The sequence below is a fragment of the Halomonas lysinitropha genome, assembly GCF_902500215.1.
Lineage (GTDB): Bacteria > Pseudomonadota > Gammaproteobacteria > Pseudomonadales > Halomonadaceae > Halomonas > Halomonas lysinitropha.
In genome coordinates, this window is sequence record NZ_CABVOU010000021.1 from 68,867 (window position 1) to 85,165 (window position 16,299).

The 16,299-nt window shown below is 62.3% G+C and carries 11 protein-coding genes; 7 read left to right on the forward strand and 4 right to left on the reverse strand.

The annotated features are described in order from the left end of the window. Nucleotides 1-34: 34 nt before the first annotated feature. Entirely contained in the window at nucleotides 35-1,531 is a 1,497-nt protein-coding gene (locus HALO32_RS03555; protein WP_151442425.1) for an SLC13 family permease, read from the reverse strand. A gap of 124 nt (nucleotides 1,532-1,655) precedes the next feature. Then, the gene (locus tag HALO32_RS03560; RefSeq protein WP_151442426.1) at nucleotides 1,656-1,898 is read right to left on the reverse strand and encodes a hypothetical protein; all 243 of its coding nucleotides are present in this window, start codon (nucleotides 1,896-1,898) and stop codon (nucleotides 1,656-1,658) included. A 661-nt stretch (nucleotides 1,899-2,559) separates the two neighbouring features. Between HALO32_RS03560 and HALO32_RS03565 the strand changes: the two genes are divergently transcribed. The 4 genes from HALO32_RS03565 (at nucleotide 2,560) to HALO32_RS03580 (ending at nucleotide 9,377) form a co-directional block, all read left to right on the forward strand. Next, nucleotides 2,560-4,242, forward strand: coding sequence for a ShlB/FhaC/HecB family hemolysin secretion/activation protein (locus HALO32_RS03565; RefSeq protein ID WP_151442427.1), 1,683 nt, complete (start codon nucleotides 2,560-2,562; stop codon nucleotides 4,240-4,242). Nucleotides 4,243-4,306: 64 nt separating this feature from the next. Continuing rightward, entirely contained in the window at nucleotides 4,307-7,510 is a 3,204-nt protein-coding gene (locus HALO32_RS03570) for a two-partner secretion domain-containing protein (RefSeq protein ID WP_151442428.1), read from the forward strand. 96 nt (nucleotides 7,511-7,606) lie between these two features. Beyond that, entirely contained in the window at nucleotides 7,607-8,272 is a 666-nt protein-coding gene (locus tag HALO32_RS03575; protein ID WP_225809722.1) for a hypothetical protein, read from the forward strand. A gap of 100 nt (nucleotides 8,273-8,372) precedes the next feature. Further along, entirely contained in the window at nucleotides 8,373-9,377 is a 1,005-nt protein-coding gene (locus tag HALO32_RS03580; protein WP_192576426.1) for a GlcNAc-transferase family protein, read from the forward strand. A gap of 65 nt (nucleotides 9,378-9,442) precedes the next feature. Here HALO32_RS03580 and HALO32_RS17915 read toward each other — a convergent pair whose 3' ends face one another. Beyond that, nucleotides 9,443-9,580, reverse strand: a complete 138-nt coding sequence (locus HALO32_RS17915) for a hypothetical protein (RefSeq protein WP_192576427.1) — start codon at nucleotides 9,578-9,580, stop codon at nucleotides 9,443-9,445. Nucleotides 9,581-10,024: 444 nt separating this feature from the next. Between HALO32_RS17915 and HALO32_RS03585 the strand changes: the two genes are divergently transcribed. Both HALO32_RS03585 and rapA read left to right on the forward strand, forming a co-directional pair. After that, entirely contained in the window at nucleotides 10,025-10,825 is an 801-nt protein-coding gene (locus HALO32_RS03585; RefSeq protein ID WP_151442430.1) for a TlpA family protein disulfide reductase, read from the forward strand. Between the two features lie 117 nt (nucleotides 10,826-10,942). Next, a complete protein-coding gene (gene rapA / locus HALO32_RS03590; RefSeq protein WP_151442431.1) occupies nucleotides 10,943-13,891 on the forward strand; it encodes an RNA polymerase-associated protein RapA in 2,949 nt (982 codons plus the stop codon). A 239-nt stretch (nucleotides 13,892-14,130) separates the two neighbouring features. Here the strand turns inward: rapA and HALO32_RS03595 are convergent, their stop codons facing one another. Then, the gene (locus HALO32_RS03595; protein ID WP_151442432.1) at nucleotides 14,131-15,036 is read right to left on the reverse strand and encodes a TIGR01777 family oxidoreductase; all 906 of its coding nucleotides are present in this window, start codon (nucleotides 15,034-15,036) and stop codon (nucleotides 14,131-14,133) included. Between the two features lie 91 nt (nucleotides 15,037-15,127). Here HALO32_RS03595 and HALO32_RS03600 point away from each other — a divergent pair, with 91 nt between their 5' ends. After that, nucleotides 15,128-16,186 carry an NAD(P)/FAD-dependent oxidoreductase gene (locus HALO32_RS03600; RefSeq protein WP_225809725.1) on the forward strand — a complete coding sequence of 353 codons (1,059 nt, stop codon included), beginning with the start codon at nucleotides 15,128-15,130 and terminating at the stop codon, nucleotides 16,184-16,186. The last annotated feature ends 113 nt before the right edge of the window (nucleotides 16,187-16,299 follow it).

A 16,299-nucleotide genomic window follows, 5' to 3' on the forward strand; every position in this document is an offset into this window, starting at 1 on the left:
CTAGACGCTGACAGTGATCCAGCATTGTTCTGGATCAAGCCGCCCAACCGAAGCCAAGCACGGGCATGGCCAGCAAGAACACCACCAGGGTGATGACCAGGATCGCCGCCAGCCCCACCAGGGCCCCGGCGCGCATCATCTCGGCCACGCTCAGCCGGCCGCTGCCGAACACCACGGCATTGGGCGGTGTTGCCACCGGCAGCATGAAGGCACAGCTCGCCGCCATGGCCACCGGCACCGAAAGCAGCAGCGGACTGGCACCGAGGCTCACAGTCAGTGCTGCGGTCAGCGGCAGGATCGCCGCCGCGGTGGCGGTATTGCTGGTCACGTGACTCATCAGCATCACCACCACCACCACCATGGCTACCAGGCCCCAGGTCGGCCAGGTACCGAAGGCCCCAAGGCCCTCCGCCACCGCCGCGGCGAGGCCGCTCCCCTCGATTGCTGCGCCCAGACTGAGCCCCCCACCAACCAGCAGCAGTACCCCCCAGGGCAGCTGCCGAGCGCTGTCCCAGTCCATCAGGAACTGGCGCTGGCGCCACCGGGCCGGTACCACGAACAGCAGCAAGGCCCCGATCACGGCGATGCCGGCATCACTGAGCGATACCGGAAGCCAGGACTCGAGCAGCGGCCGGGTGACCCAGGCCAGGGCAACCAGGGCAAAGACCGCCGCCACTCGCTGCTCGGGAGGGCTCATGCGCCCCAGATCCTGGTTCTGTTCGTGGAGCATCTGCGCCACGCCGGGCAGCTCGTCGTGGCTCACCGGGTAGATCCAACGGGTCAGCAGCCACCAGGCCAGCACCAGCAGCAACAGGGCGGGAGGCACCGCCACCAGCATCCACTGGGCGAAGCCGATCTTGATGTCGTAGTTATCAGCCATGAAGCCGGCCAAGAGGGCATTGGGCGGCGTACCGATCAGGGTGCCCATACCGCCGATGTTGGCAGCCAGGGCGATCCCCAGCAGCAGGGTCAAGGCCATGTTATGGCTAGCGCCCTCGCCGCCTTCCCGCTCCAGCATGGCAAGTACCGAGATACCGATAGGCACCATCAGCGCCGCCGTGGCAGTATTGCTGACCCACATGCTCAGCCCCGCCGTGGCCAACATGAAGCCGCCCACCAGTCGATCCGGGCGCAGCCCGGAGACGCGCAGCACCAGCATGGCGATGCGCCGATGCAGGCTCCAGCGCTGGATCGCCTCGGCCAGCAGGAAGCCGCCGAGAAAGAGAAAAATCAGCGGATTGGCGTAGGGCGCCGCCACCTGGTCGATGGGTGCCACGCCCATGAGTGGCAGCACGGCCACCGGCAGCAGCGCGGTGACGGCGATGGGTACCGGCTCCAGCACCCACCAGACCGCCATCCAGGCGGTCAGGGCCACCACCTGCCAGGCCGCTGGCGGCATGTCAGCCGGTGACTCCACCAGCGCCAGCAACAGGAAGGCCAGAGGCCCCAGCGCCAGCCCCAGCGGGACCTTGAGTCGCGCCAGGCGTGACGGCGATGCCTCCCGGGCATCATCGGGCATCGAGTCAGTCATGGCTCCGCTCCCTGTCGTCGGCTGTTTTCCAGCATACACGGTTAGCGGATGGCGTCAGCGCCAGAACTCCAGACCTGGCGGGCCACCGAGCCACACCGTATTGTGTGTCTACCGTGCGGCCCGTTCAGTCCACATCATCATCGTGGTCAGCCAGGCGTCTGACCATGGCCTTGCGCGCCCTGTTGCGCCGGTAGAGCCGCACCAGGGCGACCCACAGGGCCGCCACTACCATGGCCGCCAGAGTCCAACCCTGCCAAGGACGCGCAGCATCCCCCATCAGGGTCTCCAGAGTAAGAATCAGGATAAACCCCAGCGCCTGGCTGGCGATCGCCAGGGCACGCAGGGTATCGAAGGTGGATACGGCCATGCAGGCTCCCGCGGGTGTGAGTGACAGCATCACAGGCTGGCAGTGGGCTAGCCGGGCCTAGTGTAACGCGACCAAGGTCCCGTCGCCGCTGGATATCCTCAAGATCTCCCAGTGGAGGAAGGACACGCGAAGTGACTGCATCGTTGCCGTCTGTGTGTTGACGCACAGACGGCGATCTATACGCACACCATAATATCATTCACGAGGCTTATCAAAATTGCGAAGCCGAGGAAGTGAAGCGAAACAGTTTCAAGGACATGAAACACCACACATTATGTCAAACACTCCCCTCATATCAACTTCGATGAAAACAATAAAAAAAGCACCCTTAAAATCCTTATTTAAAGCAATTAGTCATTTTTTGAAAAAACACGACTTTTCTGAGAAAACGTAATACATTGAGAGCCGGCGGGCAAATTCACTTTGCCACCTCCCACATAGCGCCCCTTCTTTCTTCTTTCGCCTATTTTGAAATCTTGATCGCAACAACAAAAAACCTGCTGAATCAATACCATCGTCTCTTCGACGCTATATCGGGGAGAAATTCAGTGAGCACCTTTACAAGTTTCTTACCAACTTTCACCTGAACTGACAAACAAGAGCCTGCGATTTCTACAGACTCCAATGAAATCAGAAAGAAAACGCCAAGGTAAATATGGTGATGAAGAAAATTATCTCCTTTGCACTACTCGCATTAAGCCCAGGGATTGTTGCCGCTCAAGTTGCCGGCGGCGCTCTACCCAGCGCCGGCGGCCAGCTTCAGCAGATCCCTCCATCGCCGACTGTGGAAAAAACCGCACCGGAAATTAATGTGCAACAGCCACAGGCGCCAGTAATGGATGCCAGCAGCAGTGCGAGGATCGAGGTCAATGCACTGAGCCTGAGCGGACAGAGCCTGTATACCGAGGCGGAACTCCTCTCGCTTACCGGCTTCCGACCGGGAACACAGCTCTCCCTGAGTGACCTGCAGGCAATGGCCTCACGGATCACCAACTTCTATCACCAGAATGGCTATTTTGTCGCGCAAGCCTACCTGCCTGCCCAGAGCATCGAAGAAGGCGTAGTGAAGATCGCGGTGGTGGAAGGTCGCTACGGCGATATCACCCTGCGCAACCAGAGCAATCTCTCGGACGAGCTGGCCACTGGCCTTCTCAGTGACGTCGATACGGGTGAGGTGATCAATCGCGCCCCTCTCGAGAGCCGGCTTCTGCTGCTGTCGGACATCCCCGGGGTCAACGTGCAGTCGACCCTGGTGCCGGGCCAGTCGGTGGGAGCGGCTGACCTGATCGTCGATGTCACGCCAGGACAGCGGGTAACAGGCAGTATCGATGCCGACAACGCGGGCAACTACTACACCGGCGAGGAGCGACTGGGCGGAACAATTCACATCAACAACCTAGCAGGACGAGGTGATGTGGCCAGCCTGCGCGTGCTAAGCAGTTTCGACGGCCTCGATTACGCTCGTGGCGCCTACCAGATGCAGTTTGGCAAGGCGACGGCCGGCGTGTCCTACAGCCATCTCGAGTATGAAGTCGGCAAGGAATTCCGTGATCTGGGTGTCGAAGGCGATGCACAGATTACCAGTGTCTTCGGTCGTTACCCGTTGATCCGCTCACGCCAGACCAATCTCTATGCGCAGCTAGGCTACGACTACAAGACCTTCGAAGACAGATACGATCTTCTCCCCACGGTCAAAAAGAACGCCAATGTAGTTACAGCGGGTTTCCATGGTGACCACCGCGATGAATTGGGCGCGGGCGGCCTCACGGCGGCTTCCGTCACCCTGCATGCCGGCGAAATCGATATCGAGACACCCTCCTTTCGCAACGATGATGCCATGACGGCGAGGAGCAATGGCTCCTACGAAAAAGTGGACTTGAGTGTCATGCGAGTACAGCAACTCACCGACATTTTCTCCCTCTATGGATCGGTAAGCGCCCAGTTCGCCTCGGGCAATCTCGATAATTCCGAGAAGATGTCACTCGGCGGAATGAATGGCGTGCGCGCCTACCCCCAGGGTGAAGCCTTCGCCGATGAAGGTTACCTGGCAACCCTGGAAGCACGGCTCCTGCTGGCAGGCCTTTCCCAGCGTGTGCCAGGCAACGTGCATCTTCTCGGTTTCGTCGATGCCGGTACGGTCACTATCCACAAGGATCCCTGGAATGAAATTGAAGACGCTGACAATGACCGGACCCTGAGCGGAGCCGGTGTGGGCGTCAACTGGGTCGATTACAACAATTTTTCCGTCAAATCCTACTACGCCCATAAGCTGGGTAATGAAGAAGCCACTGCAGCACCGGATTCGGACGGTCAATTCTGGTTACAGCTGGTCAAGTATTTTTGATCGTTTTTTCGAAACATTGGCACTCACCCGTTAACCCGACGTGCAACATACTTGGAAAAACATCATGAATAGAATCTACCAATCCATCTGGAACCAGAAAATCGGCACCTTTGTCGCGGTTTCCGAATTTGCAAAGCGGGGCGGAAGGAAAGTTGCCAGCAGTAGCGGTAGCATTTCAGCCAGTGGCGTCCGCTTCACACTGAAGCCGCTGATCGCTTCGATGCTCCTGGCGGTCACTGGCAACGCCTGGGCCTTGCCGGTGGGAGGCGAGGTGTCTGCCGGCAGTGTCAGTATCGGTAGCGATGCTACGTCTATGGACATCATCCAAGGCAGTCAGAATGCCGCCATCAACTGGCAGGCGTTTGATATTGCCTCAGGAGAGGCGGTGAACTTTGCCCAGCCCAACAGCAGCGCAGTCGCGCTTAACCGCGTCCTGGGATCCGACCCCTCCGCCATCATGGGCAGGCTCACTGCAAACGGTCGCGTCTTCCTGGTCAATCCGAACGGCGTGCTCTTCGGTCAGAACGCCTCGGTCAACGTCGGCGGCCTGGTGGCCTCGACATTGGCAATCAGCGACAGCGACTTCATGGCAGGTCGCTACGACTTCGCGGGCGCCGGGGACGGCAGCATCGTCAACCAGGGCACGATCAATGCCGACGGTGGCCATGTCGCCCTGCTCGGCGCCAATGTCAGTAACCAGGGCACCCTTCAGGCCAATCTCGGTACCGTGGCGCTGGCAGCGGGTGACGCCATCACCCTCGACGTGGCGGGTGATGGCCTGCTGAATGTGGCCGTCAGCGAGGGTGCGCTGGATGCGCTGGTGCAGAACGGCGGAATGATCCAGGCCGATGGTGGCAAGGTCTTGATGACTGCGCAATCGGCAGGTGAGATGTTCCAGTCCACGGTCAACAACAGCGGAGAGATCCGCGCCCAGAGCATCGAAAACCGCAATGGCACCATCATGCTGACGGGTGACGGGCAGAGCGGCACCCTGAACCTTGGCGGCAGCCTGGATGTGTCCGGCGCCGATGCCGGTGAAACCGGGGGTAGTGTCACGGCAACCGCCCATCATGTCGGCCTCTATGATGCGGTGGTTGATGCCTCCGGCGATGCCGGCGGCGGCAGCGTGCTGATCGGTGGCGGATACCAGGGCAACGACCCCGCTTTACAGAACGCTAGCGCAACCTACATGAGCGCCGATTCCCGCATCAACGCCGATGCCATCACCACGGGTGACGGCGGCACGGCGGTGCTGTGGGCGGACAATTCGACCCGCGCCTATGGCACGATCTCGGCGCGTGGCGGCGCACAATCCGGTAACGGCGGCCTGATCGAGACCTCCGGTGGCTGGCTGGACGTGGCGGGCATCAGGATCGATACCCGCGCAGCCAACGGTACCGTGGGCATGTGGTTGCTCGATCCGGCGGATATCACCATCTCCAGTGCGGCCACCACGGGCGCCACCGAGACCGGCAACGTCTTCGCGCCAAACGCCGGGGTCAACGAGGCCAATATCAATGTTGCCGATCTGGTCACTGGCCTGGGAGGCAGCAACATCACCGTCACCACGGAAAACAGCGGCGCCAGTGGCACTGGAAACGGCGACATCAGTGTGAATGACGCCATCACCTGGCTGGCGCAGACCACCCTCACCTTTAACGCCGATCGCGACATCAACATCGACGCGGCGATTACCGGCACGGATGGCAGCCTGGTAGCCAACGCTGAGCGCGATGTGAACGTCAACGCCGCCATCACCACCACCACCGGCAACCTCACCTTCGACGCGAAAAACGACGTGACACTGGCAGCGGCGTCAACCATCACGACTGGCAACCTCACTGCGGTCGCCGGTCAGGATGTCAACATCGAATCGCCAATCACGGTGACGACCGGCGACGTCACGCTGATTGCCGACAACGACGGTACCGGGCCGGGGGCCACCCTCGGCGGCACCGCAATCATCAACTGTGCTTCTAACTGCATTACTATAGGCACGGGCGATCTGAGCATTCGCTTCAACCCTGCCAGTTACGCCACCACTAACGACGAAATCCTCGCGTATGATCTGAAACTGACCGGCGGAGGAATCCTGGATGCCAAGGCCTGGGTATTCGGGCAGGGCCAGGACAAGGTGTATGACGGCCTGCGCGACGCGACCGTCAGTGGCATGGAACCCGACACCACCGCTACGCCACCACCCGTTGCGCTGGGCACGACAAGCAATGCCCTGTTCGACACCAAGGATGTGGGCGTCGAAAAGCCGATCACTTATGAGACCAGCTTTGACGACCCTGTGTATGCACTCTTTACTCCCTACGAGACCACGCCTGGCACCTATTTCACCCGGGCGGATATCACGCCGGCACCACTGACCATCACGGCCAATGACGGCACCAAGGTCTATGGAGAAACCTTCCCGCTGTCCCGCGATGCGTTTACCTCTGACGGACTGGTGAATGCCGAGACAGTGACCGATGTCACCCTGACCAGCGCCGGCACGGTCGCCACTGCCAACGTGGATGGCAGCCCCTACGCAATTACTCCAACCGATGCAACGGGCGGCACCTTCGATCCTGACAACTACATCATTGCGTATGTCGACGGCGCCTTGATGGTTACCCCGGCACCCCTGTTGATCACCGCCAATGATGACAGCAAGATGTTCGGTGAAACCCTGACACTCTCGCCAACGGCCTTCACGTCCGACGGTCTCGTCAATGGTGAGAGCGTCGACAGCGTCGCCCTAAACAGCGATGGCACAGTCGCCACCGCCACTGTTGATGGCAGTCCTTATGCGATCGAAGCCAGCGATGCCGATGGCGGGACCTTCGTAGCCACCAACTACGACATCACTTATGCCCCTGGAGAATTGGTAGTCAATCCTGTCCCCGTCGAGCCAGAGCCGACGCCCGAGCCGACCCCTGAGCCGACGCCGGAGCCAACGCCCGAGCCGACGCCTGAGCCAACGCCCGAGCCGACCCCTGAGCCAACGCCCGAGCCAACGCCTGTCGAGCCCGACGTCGCTACTCCTGAAGAACCTACCTTGCCAGAGGAGGCTCTCAGGCCCGACATCCCCTCGGTGGATGAAAATGGCGGCTCGCCCGAGAACAATAACGAAGGGCTGGAGCTGACCTTCGCGACAGCCGCCATCGCTATTCCGACATCGCAGCTGGAGCGGGTAGGGCCGCAGCCGGAAAGCGATCGCGTGACGTCGCGCGATGCCTATGTGGCGCCAGTTTATGAGCCCAAGCAGGACCGCTTCTGATCTTGAGACATGAGTGGGGCAAGCTGCTACCAACGCTATCATAGTGCTGGTAGCAGTTCTGCATGATGTAAACGCAGGATAATCTCCTTTGGAGCCATGCCCTTGATTACCAGGAAAACACTCCGTCTGTGGTGGTTGATGCTTGCCTTTGTCGTACCGCAAGTTGCACAGGCAAATTCCTACGACCAGTTGGATTCAACACCACGATTCACCATCGATCACACATCGGAGCAGGTGAGGGGAACCATTAACTGGATCATCGACTCGGGGGACAATCTTGGCATGCCCTTCATGATTATCGACAAGCAGGAGGCGAGGGTTTTCATGTTCGATGTGCAGGGTGAACTCCGCGGGGAGGCCTCCGCCTTGCTGGGCATGGCGGTGGGTGACGATTCCGTTCCGGGCATTGGCGAGCGAGCCCTGGCGAGTATTCCGCCGGACGAGCGCACGACGCCCGCGGGCCGCTTCGTGTCCTCACTAGGGCGCAACCTCAAGGGCGGCGAGATACTCTGGTTAGATTATGAAGACGCCCTTTCCCTCCATCCGGTTGTCGCCGGCACCCCCAGTGAGCGCCGGGAGGAGCGACTGGCGTCACCCCATGTACAGGACAAGCGGATTTCCTATGGCTGCATCAATGTGCCGAAAACCTTCTATACCACCCTGGTAAGCCCCGCCTTCAAACACTCCAATGGCGTCGTCTATGTGCTGCCCGAAACCCGCTCGAATCATGCCGTCTTTACCTCCTATTATGAGGTTAAGTGATACGGCTATGGGACATGCCACTAGCCCAATCGCGTTTCCAACAATCCTGAGGCAGCAAGACAAGATCTTTTTAACTTCAAACACTACAAGAGGCTGCATCATGGACTTGGAAAACAGAAAGTCAATATTCGTGAGCATTGCTGCCTTCTGTGATCAAAACCTTATGCTCACATTGAGAAGTCTGTTCGAAAGATCGAGTGGTAAAATTGATATTCACGTAGGCGTTTTCGACCAGGCTTTTGATAATATAACGCCTCAACTTGAAGAGTTTCACTGGCAGGATAACATCCGTTATTTGTATATAAATCCTATCGAATCAAAAGGCGTTTGCTGGGCAAGAAACATGATTGGCGGTCTTTACGATGGGGAAGACTTTTATCTACAGATTGACTCACACACGCTATTCAAGCCAGATTGGGACACCTTTCTTATTGAAAATTTGATAAACCTGAAAAATCATAGCTCCCTTCCTGTCATCAGCACATACCCTCCTCCTTTTGAATTTGACCAACACGGAAATCCTGTTGAGAAATATACGCCTTCAGAGTCCATCTATTCATTGAGAGCGAGGGAAGAGGGCTTTGCCAGGCAGGATTCCCATGAACTCAAGTTCATGGTTGCTCATGAAAAAGGCGGTGATTACTCAGCCGGACATCATGTCGCAGGCGGGTTCATCTTTACTCTTGGTCATTTCCTGGAGGTTATCCCCTATGATCCCAGCTTCTATTTCCATGGGGAAGAGCAAGGAATAGCATTGCGAGCGTACACAAGGGGGTGGGATATCTTTCATCCCCGTCATGACCAGATACCCCTCTTGCATCTCTACAAGCAGAAGGGGGTCGAGAATTCTTCCCACCATTGGAGGAAAGACATCGAGGAAAAAAGAAAAATAAAGTGGCTGGAAAGAAAAGCAACGTCTGAACTGCGACTGTCAGACTTGATCAATAACAATATACTCAGTACAGGCTTTGGACTGGGAAGCGTCAGAACGCTTGATGAATTCGCTCACTTCAGCGGAATCGATTACCTTAGCAAAACGATCCACCCTTCCAATGCAAGAATCATCACGCTGAGCCCGGCACCCCCGGGGTCGATTTCCTCGTAAATCATGAGATGGAACCCTCCCCACCCTAGCCGGCGTCTTGCCGCCGGTCAGGATCCCGGCCGCCATCATTCGCCGAAGTCCTCATACAGCCAGCCGCGCAGGGCGTCCAGGCCGTGGGGAGCGGGGCCCGGCTCGGGCAGCATGCCGGGCACGAAGCCGCGGGCCAGGAAGGACTCGAGCAGCGTCTCATCAGCGCTGATCACCCGAGTTCGACACTTCCAGCTCGATTTTGGCCTGAAATCGGCATCTGTAGTCTAGGAATTCAGTAACTTAGCGAATACTCGCCAATTTCTTTGTATTGACACGTTTTGCTTGCGATTTCCTGCCAATCATAGATTTTCCGGTCTATGGTGTGGTGTGAAGTGGACCCCATCCTTCGGACCACCTGACAGGTCATCTAAGCTCTGATCGGTTGATCATAGGCGTCAGGCCGCCTGGATCAGTGGTTGATTGAAGTACTCCTCATCGGGAGTCGCATCGTCCAGTCCTGGAACAGGCAACATATCGAGGGTGGATACCGCCATACAGGCTACCGAAGAGGGGTGAGTGACAGCCCTGCCCGCCGGCAGTAGGCTTGGTGAAACGAATCCGCCCAGTGTCACCGCTGCCGCGCTAGCCGCCGACCTCTCGGGAGTCACCGCCACGACATGGATGCCATCGCCCTGGGGCCTGTCCTTATCGCGCTACCCCGCCTCTACGCCTTTTTCGCCGCCCTCTTCCTGCTGGCTGCCAGCGCTTTCCTGCTGGGCCTGCCGCGGGGCCGCCATGCTCGCTGGTTCAACGGCCTGCTGCTGGCCTGGCTGATCGGTGCTCGCGTGGGCCATGGACTGATGAACCTGGGTGCCTATGCCGAAGCGCCGCTGGACATCCTCAAGCTCTGGCAGCCTGGCTATCACGGCCTCTGGGGCCTGCTGGCCGCCTTGGGCTGGACCGCCTGGTCGCTGCGCGATCGGCTGGGGGCAATGCTGGGCGGCATGGGCCTGGCACTGGGTGCCTCGCTGCTCTGGCTGACACTGGTCACCCTGGCGCCGCTCGGCGGCGGCATGGCACTACGCGAGTTGCCCGACCTCGCCCTGGAGAACCTCGAGGGCGAGGAGGTGAACCTGGACTCGCTGTCCGACGAGCGAGTGGTGGTCAATCTCTGGGCCACCTGGTGCCCGCCCTGTCTTCGCGAAATGCCGCTGCTGGCCGAGGCCGACGCCCGCGAGGGGGTTACCGTGGTGATCGTCAACCAGGGCGAGGAGTTGCTGCAGGTGGTGCGCTATCTCGACGAACAGGGCCTCGATTTTGACCATGCCCTGCTCGACCCGCGCCAGCGGCTGATGGTGCTGGCCGAGTCCCCGGGCCTGCCCACCACCCTGCTGTTCGACGGCGAGGGGCGCGCCCTGGATCAACATGTGGGGGAACTCACCCGCGCCCAGCTGTCTACCTGGCTGGAAGAGCGCTGATCGGCACGAGTGCTTAAGCCGCGCCGGGCTTTGCTGTAAGATACCGCGCCCTGCTGCTGCCGGGCTCAGCGTGGTCAGCGGCACCGACGAAACGATCTCAAGCATCCCCGAGGCACCATGAGCGATTTCTCTCCCGGCCAGCGCTGGATCAGCGACGGCGAGGCCGAACTCGGCCTGGGCACCATTCTCAATAGCGATGCCCGCAGCGTTACCGTGCTCTTCGGCGCCAGCCAGGAAACCCGCACCTACAGCAGCCGCAACGCCCCCCTGACCCGGGTGGCCTTCGGCAGCGGCGACCGCATCCAGTCCGCCGAGGGCTGGCAGATGACCGTCGATGACAGCAAGGAGGTCGGCGGCCTGATCGTCTATATCGGCGAGGACGACGCCGGCGAGCTGTGCGAGCTGCCCGAGGCGCGGCTCGCCGACACCATGCAGTTCGACCAGGCCCGCGACCGCCTGCTTACCGGCCAGGTCGACCGCAACGACTGGTTCGATCTACGCTTTCGCACCCTGCACCACTTCCACCGCATCCAGCAGAACCCGGCGCTCGGCCTGGCCGGGCCGCGCATCGATCTGATACCCCACCAGCTCTACATCGCCGACGAGGTGGCCCGCCGCCACGCGCCGCGGGTGCTGCTGGCCGATGAGGTAGGGCTGGGCAAGACCATCGAGGCAGGATTGATCCTGCACCGCCTGCTGCTCACCGGCCGCGCCGAGCGAGCGCTGATCCTGGTGCCGGCGAGCCTGACCCACCAGTGGCTGGTGGAGCTGTTGCGCCGTTTCGCCCTGGAGGTCACCCTGCTCGACGAGCAGCAGAGCCAGGCCCACGGCGATGCCAACCCCTTCGACACCGGTCAGTTGGTGCTGGCCAGCCAGGACTGGCTATTCGCCAACCCCCACCGCCAACAGCAGGCGCTGGCCTGCGACTGGGACCTGCTGATCGTCGACGAGGCCCACCACCTCGACTGGAGCCCGGAACAGAGCGGCCCCGGCTACGACTGTGTAGGACGCCTGGCTGCCCAGGTGCCCGGCATCCTGCTGCTCACCGCCACCCCGGAGCAGATGGGCCTCACCAGCCACTTTGCGCGGCTGCGCCTGCTCGACCCCGACCGCTACCACAGCCTCGAGGCCTTCCGAGAGGAAGAGCAACACTACGTGGAGGTCGCCGAGGCGATCGACGCCCTGGAGCGCCTGCCAGGAGAAGACACCGATCGCCATCGGGTTGCCGCGGTGATCGTCGAGCCCGACAGTCTGGCCCTGCTCGATACACTCGCCGACCCCGAGCGAGGCGATGACCAGCACGCCGCCGCCCGCGATCAGCTGCGCGACCAGCTGCTGGACCGCCACGGCACCGGCCGGGTGATGTTTCGCAACAGTCGCCGCCATGTGGGGGGCTTTCCGGAGCGTCGCCTGCACCTTACGGCGCTCGAGGCGCCCTCCTCCTACCGCCGAGTGCTGCGCCGCCTGGCCCGTGACGAGGACTACCTGGACGAGTTGCTGATCGAGACCGGCCTCGACCATCCCGAAGTGCTGATCTATCCGGATGCCATGTACCGGGCGCTGACCCACGACCCGCTCAACACCGAACCCTGGTGGCAGTTCGACTCGCGCGTGACCTGGCTGCTGGAGCGTCTCGCCGACGACACCGAGACGGGGTTCGCCGACGACAAGGTGCTGGTGATCGCCCACCACCGCGAGACCGCCTTGGGACTTGCCGAGGGGCTACGGGTACTCGGCGGCTACCAGGCGCCGGTGTTCCATGAGGGCCTCACGCTGATGGAGCGCGACCGTGCCGCGGCGGCCTTCGCCGACCCGGAAGAGGGCTGTCAGGTGCTGGTCTGCTCGGAGATCGGCTCGGAAGGACGCAACTTCCAGTTCTGCCGCCATCTGGTGATGTTCGATCTTCCGCTGCACCCCGACCAGCTGGAGCAGCGCATCGGCCGGCTCGACCGCATCGGCCAGCGCCACGCCATCGAGCTGCATGTGCCGGTGTTCGCCGACAGCCCCGGGGAGAAGCTGCTGCGCTGGTATCACCAGGGCATGGACGCCTTCAGCGCGCCCCATGGCCTGGGCAGCGAAATCCATGCCGCCTTCGGCGACACCCTCGCCGACAGCCTGCTCGACGACGAGGCCCTCGAGGAGGTGATCGCGGAGACCCGGTCGCTGTTCGAGGCGCGCCTGGCCGAGCGCGATGCCGGGCGCAACCGCCTGCTGGAGCTCAACGCCTGCCGACACGAGCGCGCCGATGCAGTCATCGAGGCGATCCGCGAGCTCGATGCCGACAAGGCCCTGACCCGCTACCTGGACCAGGCGCTGGACATCTTCGGCGTCGACAGCCAGGAACTGGGCGGCGACATCCTGCATCTGCAGCCGAGCCCACAGATGCTCGACGGCCTGCCAGGCCTGGTGAAAGGGGAGGAGGGCTTCTCGGCCACCTTCTCCCGCGCCCGGGCCCTCGCGCGGGACGATGTCCAGCGCCTCTCCTGGGAGCACCCGCTGCTACGCGAGATGATGGGGCGTATTCTCGACGGGCCCATGGGCAATACGGCGCTGGCCCTGCTCAGGCATCCGGCGATTCCCGCCGGCAGGCTGATGGTCGAGCTGGTCTTCCGTACCCACTGTCCCGCACCGAAGCGTCTGCACCTCAACCGCTTTCTGCCGCCCACCGCGGTGCGGGTGCTGCTCGACGAATCCGGCACCAATCTGACTGACAAGATCTCCTTCACTGGCCTCTCCAAGGCCGTGCAGAAGGTCAAGAAGGCAGTGGCCCGGGACCTGATCAAGAGCCGCCACGACCGGCTGCGCGAGCTGCTCGACGGCGGCGAGGCGGAGGCCGAGCGGGAACTGCCGAGCATCGTCGAGGCTGCTCAGGGGCGTATGCGGGCCGAGCTCGATGCCGAGCTCAGCCGCCTGGAGGCGCTCTCGCGTCTCAACCCGGCGGTGCGTGCCGACGAGCTCGAGGCGTTACGCACCGAGCGCGCCGCCCTGGACGAGGCCATTGAGGGCACCCGGCTGCGCCTGGACGCGGTCCGGGTGATCGTCACCGTGGGTGAGGAAGCGCGGTGAATCAGACGAGTCGGGGCTGATCCGGGGACAGGACTGCGAGCGGGGCCGGCCTTCCGGAGGCGCTGTGAACCCCTCCCTGGGCGCTACCGATGCCCAGCTTCGCTCTCGCGTCCCGCTCCGCTTGCAGGACCGGTGCTGGCCATCCTTGGCCAGCCCGTTCGAAGCAGTGCTTCTCACCCCTGGCATAGGACCTCCTCTTCGGCCTGTCCCCGGCGCCCCTCAGCGTGTTTCGGGAAGCATCACCCCAGGATATCGGCCAGGGCGGCTTCCAGGGTCTGGAACTTGAACTCAAAGCCGGCCTCGAGCAGCCGGGCCGGGCGCATGTCGGCGCCGGTGAGCAGCAGCCGCGACATCTCCCCGAACGCGGTCTCCAGGGCAATGGCCGGTACCGGTATCAGGGCGGGGCGCCCCAGCTGCTTCGCCAGGATGCGGGTGAACTCGGCATTGGTGACGGGATGGGGCGCACTGCCGTTGAAGGGGCCCTCCAGGTCCTCGCGCTCCAGCAGAAAGATGATGGCCCCGACCAGATCCTCACGGTGGACCCAGGGCATGAACTGCTTGCCGTCGCCAAAGCGACCGCCCAGCCCCATCTTGAAGGGCGGCAGCATCTTCTGCAGGCTGCCGCCGCCAATATCCAGCACCAGGCCAATGCGCAGCACAGCCACGCGAACGCCGAAGTCCTCGACCTTCCGGGCGGTTTCCTCCCAACGCTTGCAGAGGCGGTGCGCGAATTCGTCATGGGGCGGTGTCTCTTCGGTAACCTCGCCATCGCCCTGGTCACCGTAGTAACCCATGGCCGACGCCGAGACCATCACCTGAGGCGTGCGACCCTGACTGGACTCGAGCTGTTCGCAGAGCGTGACCAGATCCCGGGTGATATTGACTCGGGAGTCGATCAGACGCTTCTTCTGGTCGTCACTCCAGCGTTTCGCGGCAATCGGCTCGCCGGCCAGATTGACGATGGCATCCGGCGGCGTATCGACGAAATCGAGCACCGAACGGCGGATGTCGCTGCCTTCAGGCAGGCGATCGCGCACCTGCTCCGGTTCCCGCGACACCACCAGTAGGCGATGCCCAGCCTCCTTCAGTCGCCGGCAGAGCCGTTGCCCGACAAAACCGCTGCCGCCCGTGATCAGCACTCGCATCCAGAATCCCTCCCAAGCCACCGTGAGTTATACAGCCGTTGTACACTTCTGCTAGTCTAGCCATCAACGCCGTTGACTGCACGAGATGACCATGCCCCAGCCTCACGATTCCACCGCCATCATCGGCGCGGGTATTGCCGGCCTCGCCTGCGGCCAGGCCCTGCACTCCGCCGACCAGCCTGTGCGCCTGTTCGACAAGGGCCGAGCCCCTGGCGGGCGAATGTCCAGCCGCCGGCTACCGGCCGCCGTCGTCGATCATGGTGCCCAATTCTTCAGCGTGCGCGACTCGGCCTTCCGTCGCCGGGTGAGAGACTGGCAGGATGCGGGCCATGTCGCCACCTGGCCCGATACCCTCTGGCAGGTGGACGAGAAAGGTTGGCAGCGTCACCGTGACGATGTCGAACGCTTCATCGGCACCCCGAGCATGAGTGCCGTCCCCCGCCGACTGGCCGAGGGACTCGACATCGTCACCGCTACGCGCATCGAGCGCCTCGCTTCCCGAGACGACGGGTGGTGGCTACTGGACCAGCATCAGCAGCAGCATGGTCCCTTCGCGCGAGTCGTGATCGCCATACCCACGCCGCAGGCCGCGGCGCTGCTGGTTGACCACGAGCCGGCCCTCACGGAGGCCTGCGAGGCCGTGATCCAGCGCCCCTGCTGGACCGCCTGGGCATGCTTTGATGCCCCCTTGCCATCCCTGCCGGGCGTCGATGACGACTGGCAGGCGGTGCGCCTGGATCCCGGCCAGGACCGGGCGCCGGCCGCCGATCCGCTGCGCTTCGTCACCCGCAACGACCACAAGCCCGGACGCCATGAACAGGGCGAGAGCCTCAGCCTGCTGGCAAGGCTGGAGTGGAGCGAAGCCAACCTGGCGCTCGATGCCGAGGCCGTGGCCCGGCAACTGCTCGAGGCCTTCCACGAGTGTCTCCCGAAGGGTGTCACCCTGCCCGAACCCAGCGACCTGGGCGCCCACCTCTGGCGTTACGCCCAGCCGAACGTCTTCGCCGCGGGCGAGGCCGTCAACCTCGACTATCGGCGCTCGTCCACGGGCCTGGCGCTATGTGGCGACGGCTGGCGCGGGCCGCGGGTCGAGGATGCCTGGCTCTCCGGCCACCACCTCGGCGAGGCCCTGGCGGCCGACACCCCCTGACCCTTCGCGACTGGAGACTTCCATGTCCTACGCCCTGATCCTGTGCTCGCCCACGGCTCCAGCGATCCGAACTGGCGAGCGCTCTTCGACCACTTCGCCGAGCAGGCAAGGGA

Coding starts and splice junctions, on each gene's coding strand:
- HALO32_RS03560 (WP_151442426.1), bottom strand. CDS start 1,898: ATGGCCGTATCCACCTTCGATACCCTGCGTGCCCTGGCGATCGCCAGC.
- HALO32_RS03555 (WP_151442425.1), bottom strand. CDS start 1,531: ATGACTGACTCGATGCCCGATGATGCCCGGGAGGCATCGCCGTCACGC.
- HALO32_RS03570 (WP_151442428.1), top strand. CDS start 4,307: ATGAATAGAATCTACCAATCCATCTGGAACCAGAAAATCGGCACCTTT.
- HALO32_RS03580 (WP_192576426.1), top strand. CDS start 8,373: ATGGACTTGGAAAACAGAAAGTCAATATTCGTGAGCATTGCTGCCTTC.
- rapA (WP_151442431.1), top strand. CDS start 10,943: ATGAGCGATTTCTCTCCCGGCCAGCGCTGGATCAGCGACGGCGAGGCC.
- HALO32_RS03585 (WP_151442430.1), top strand. CDS start 10,025: ATGGATGCCATCGCCCTGGGGCCTGTCCTTATCGCGCTACCCCGCCTC.
- HALO32_RS03600 (WP_225809725.1), top strand. CDS start 15,128: ATGCCCCAGCCTCACGATTCCACCGCCATCATCGGCGCGGGTATTGCC.
- HALO32_RS03575 (WP_225809722.1), top strand. CDS start 7,607: ATGCCCTTGATTACCAGGAAAACACTCCGTCTGTGGTGGTTGATGCTT.
- HALO32_RS03565 (WP_151442427.1), top strand. CDS start 2,560: ATGAAGAAAATTATCTCCTTTGCACTACTCGCATTAAGCCCAGGGATT.
- HALO32_RS03595 (WP_151442432.1), bottom strand. CDS start 15,036: ATGCGAGTGCTGATCACGGGCGGCAGCGGTTTTGTCGGGCAACGGCTC.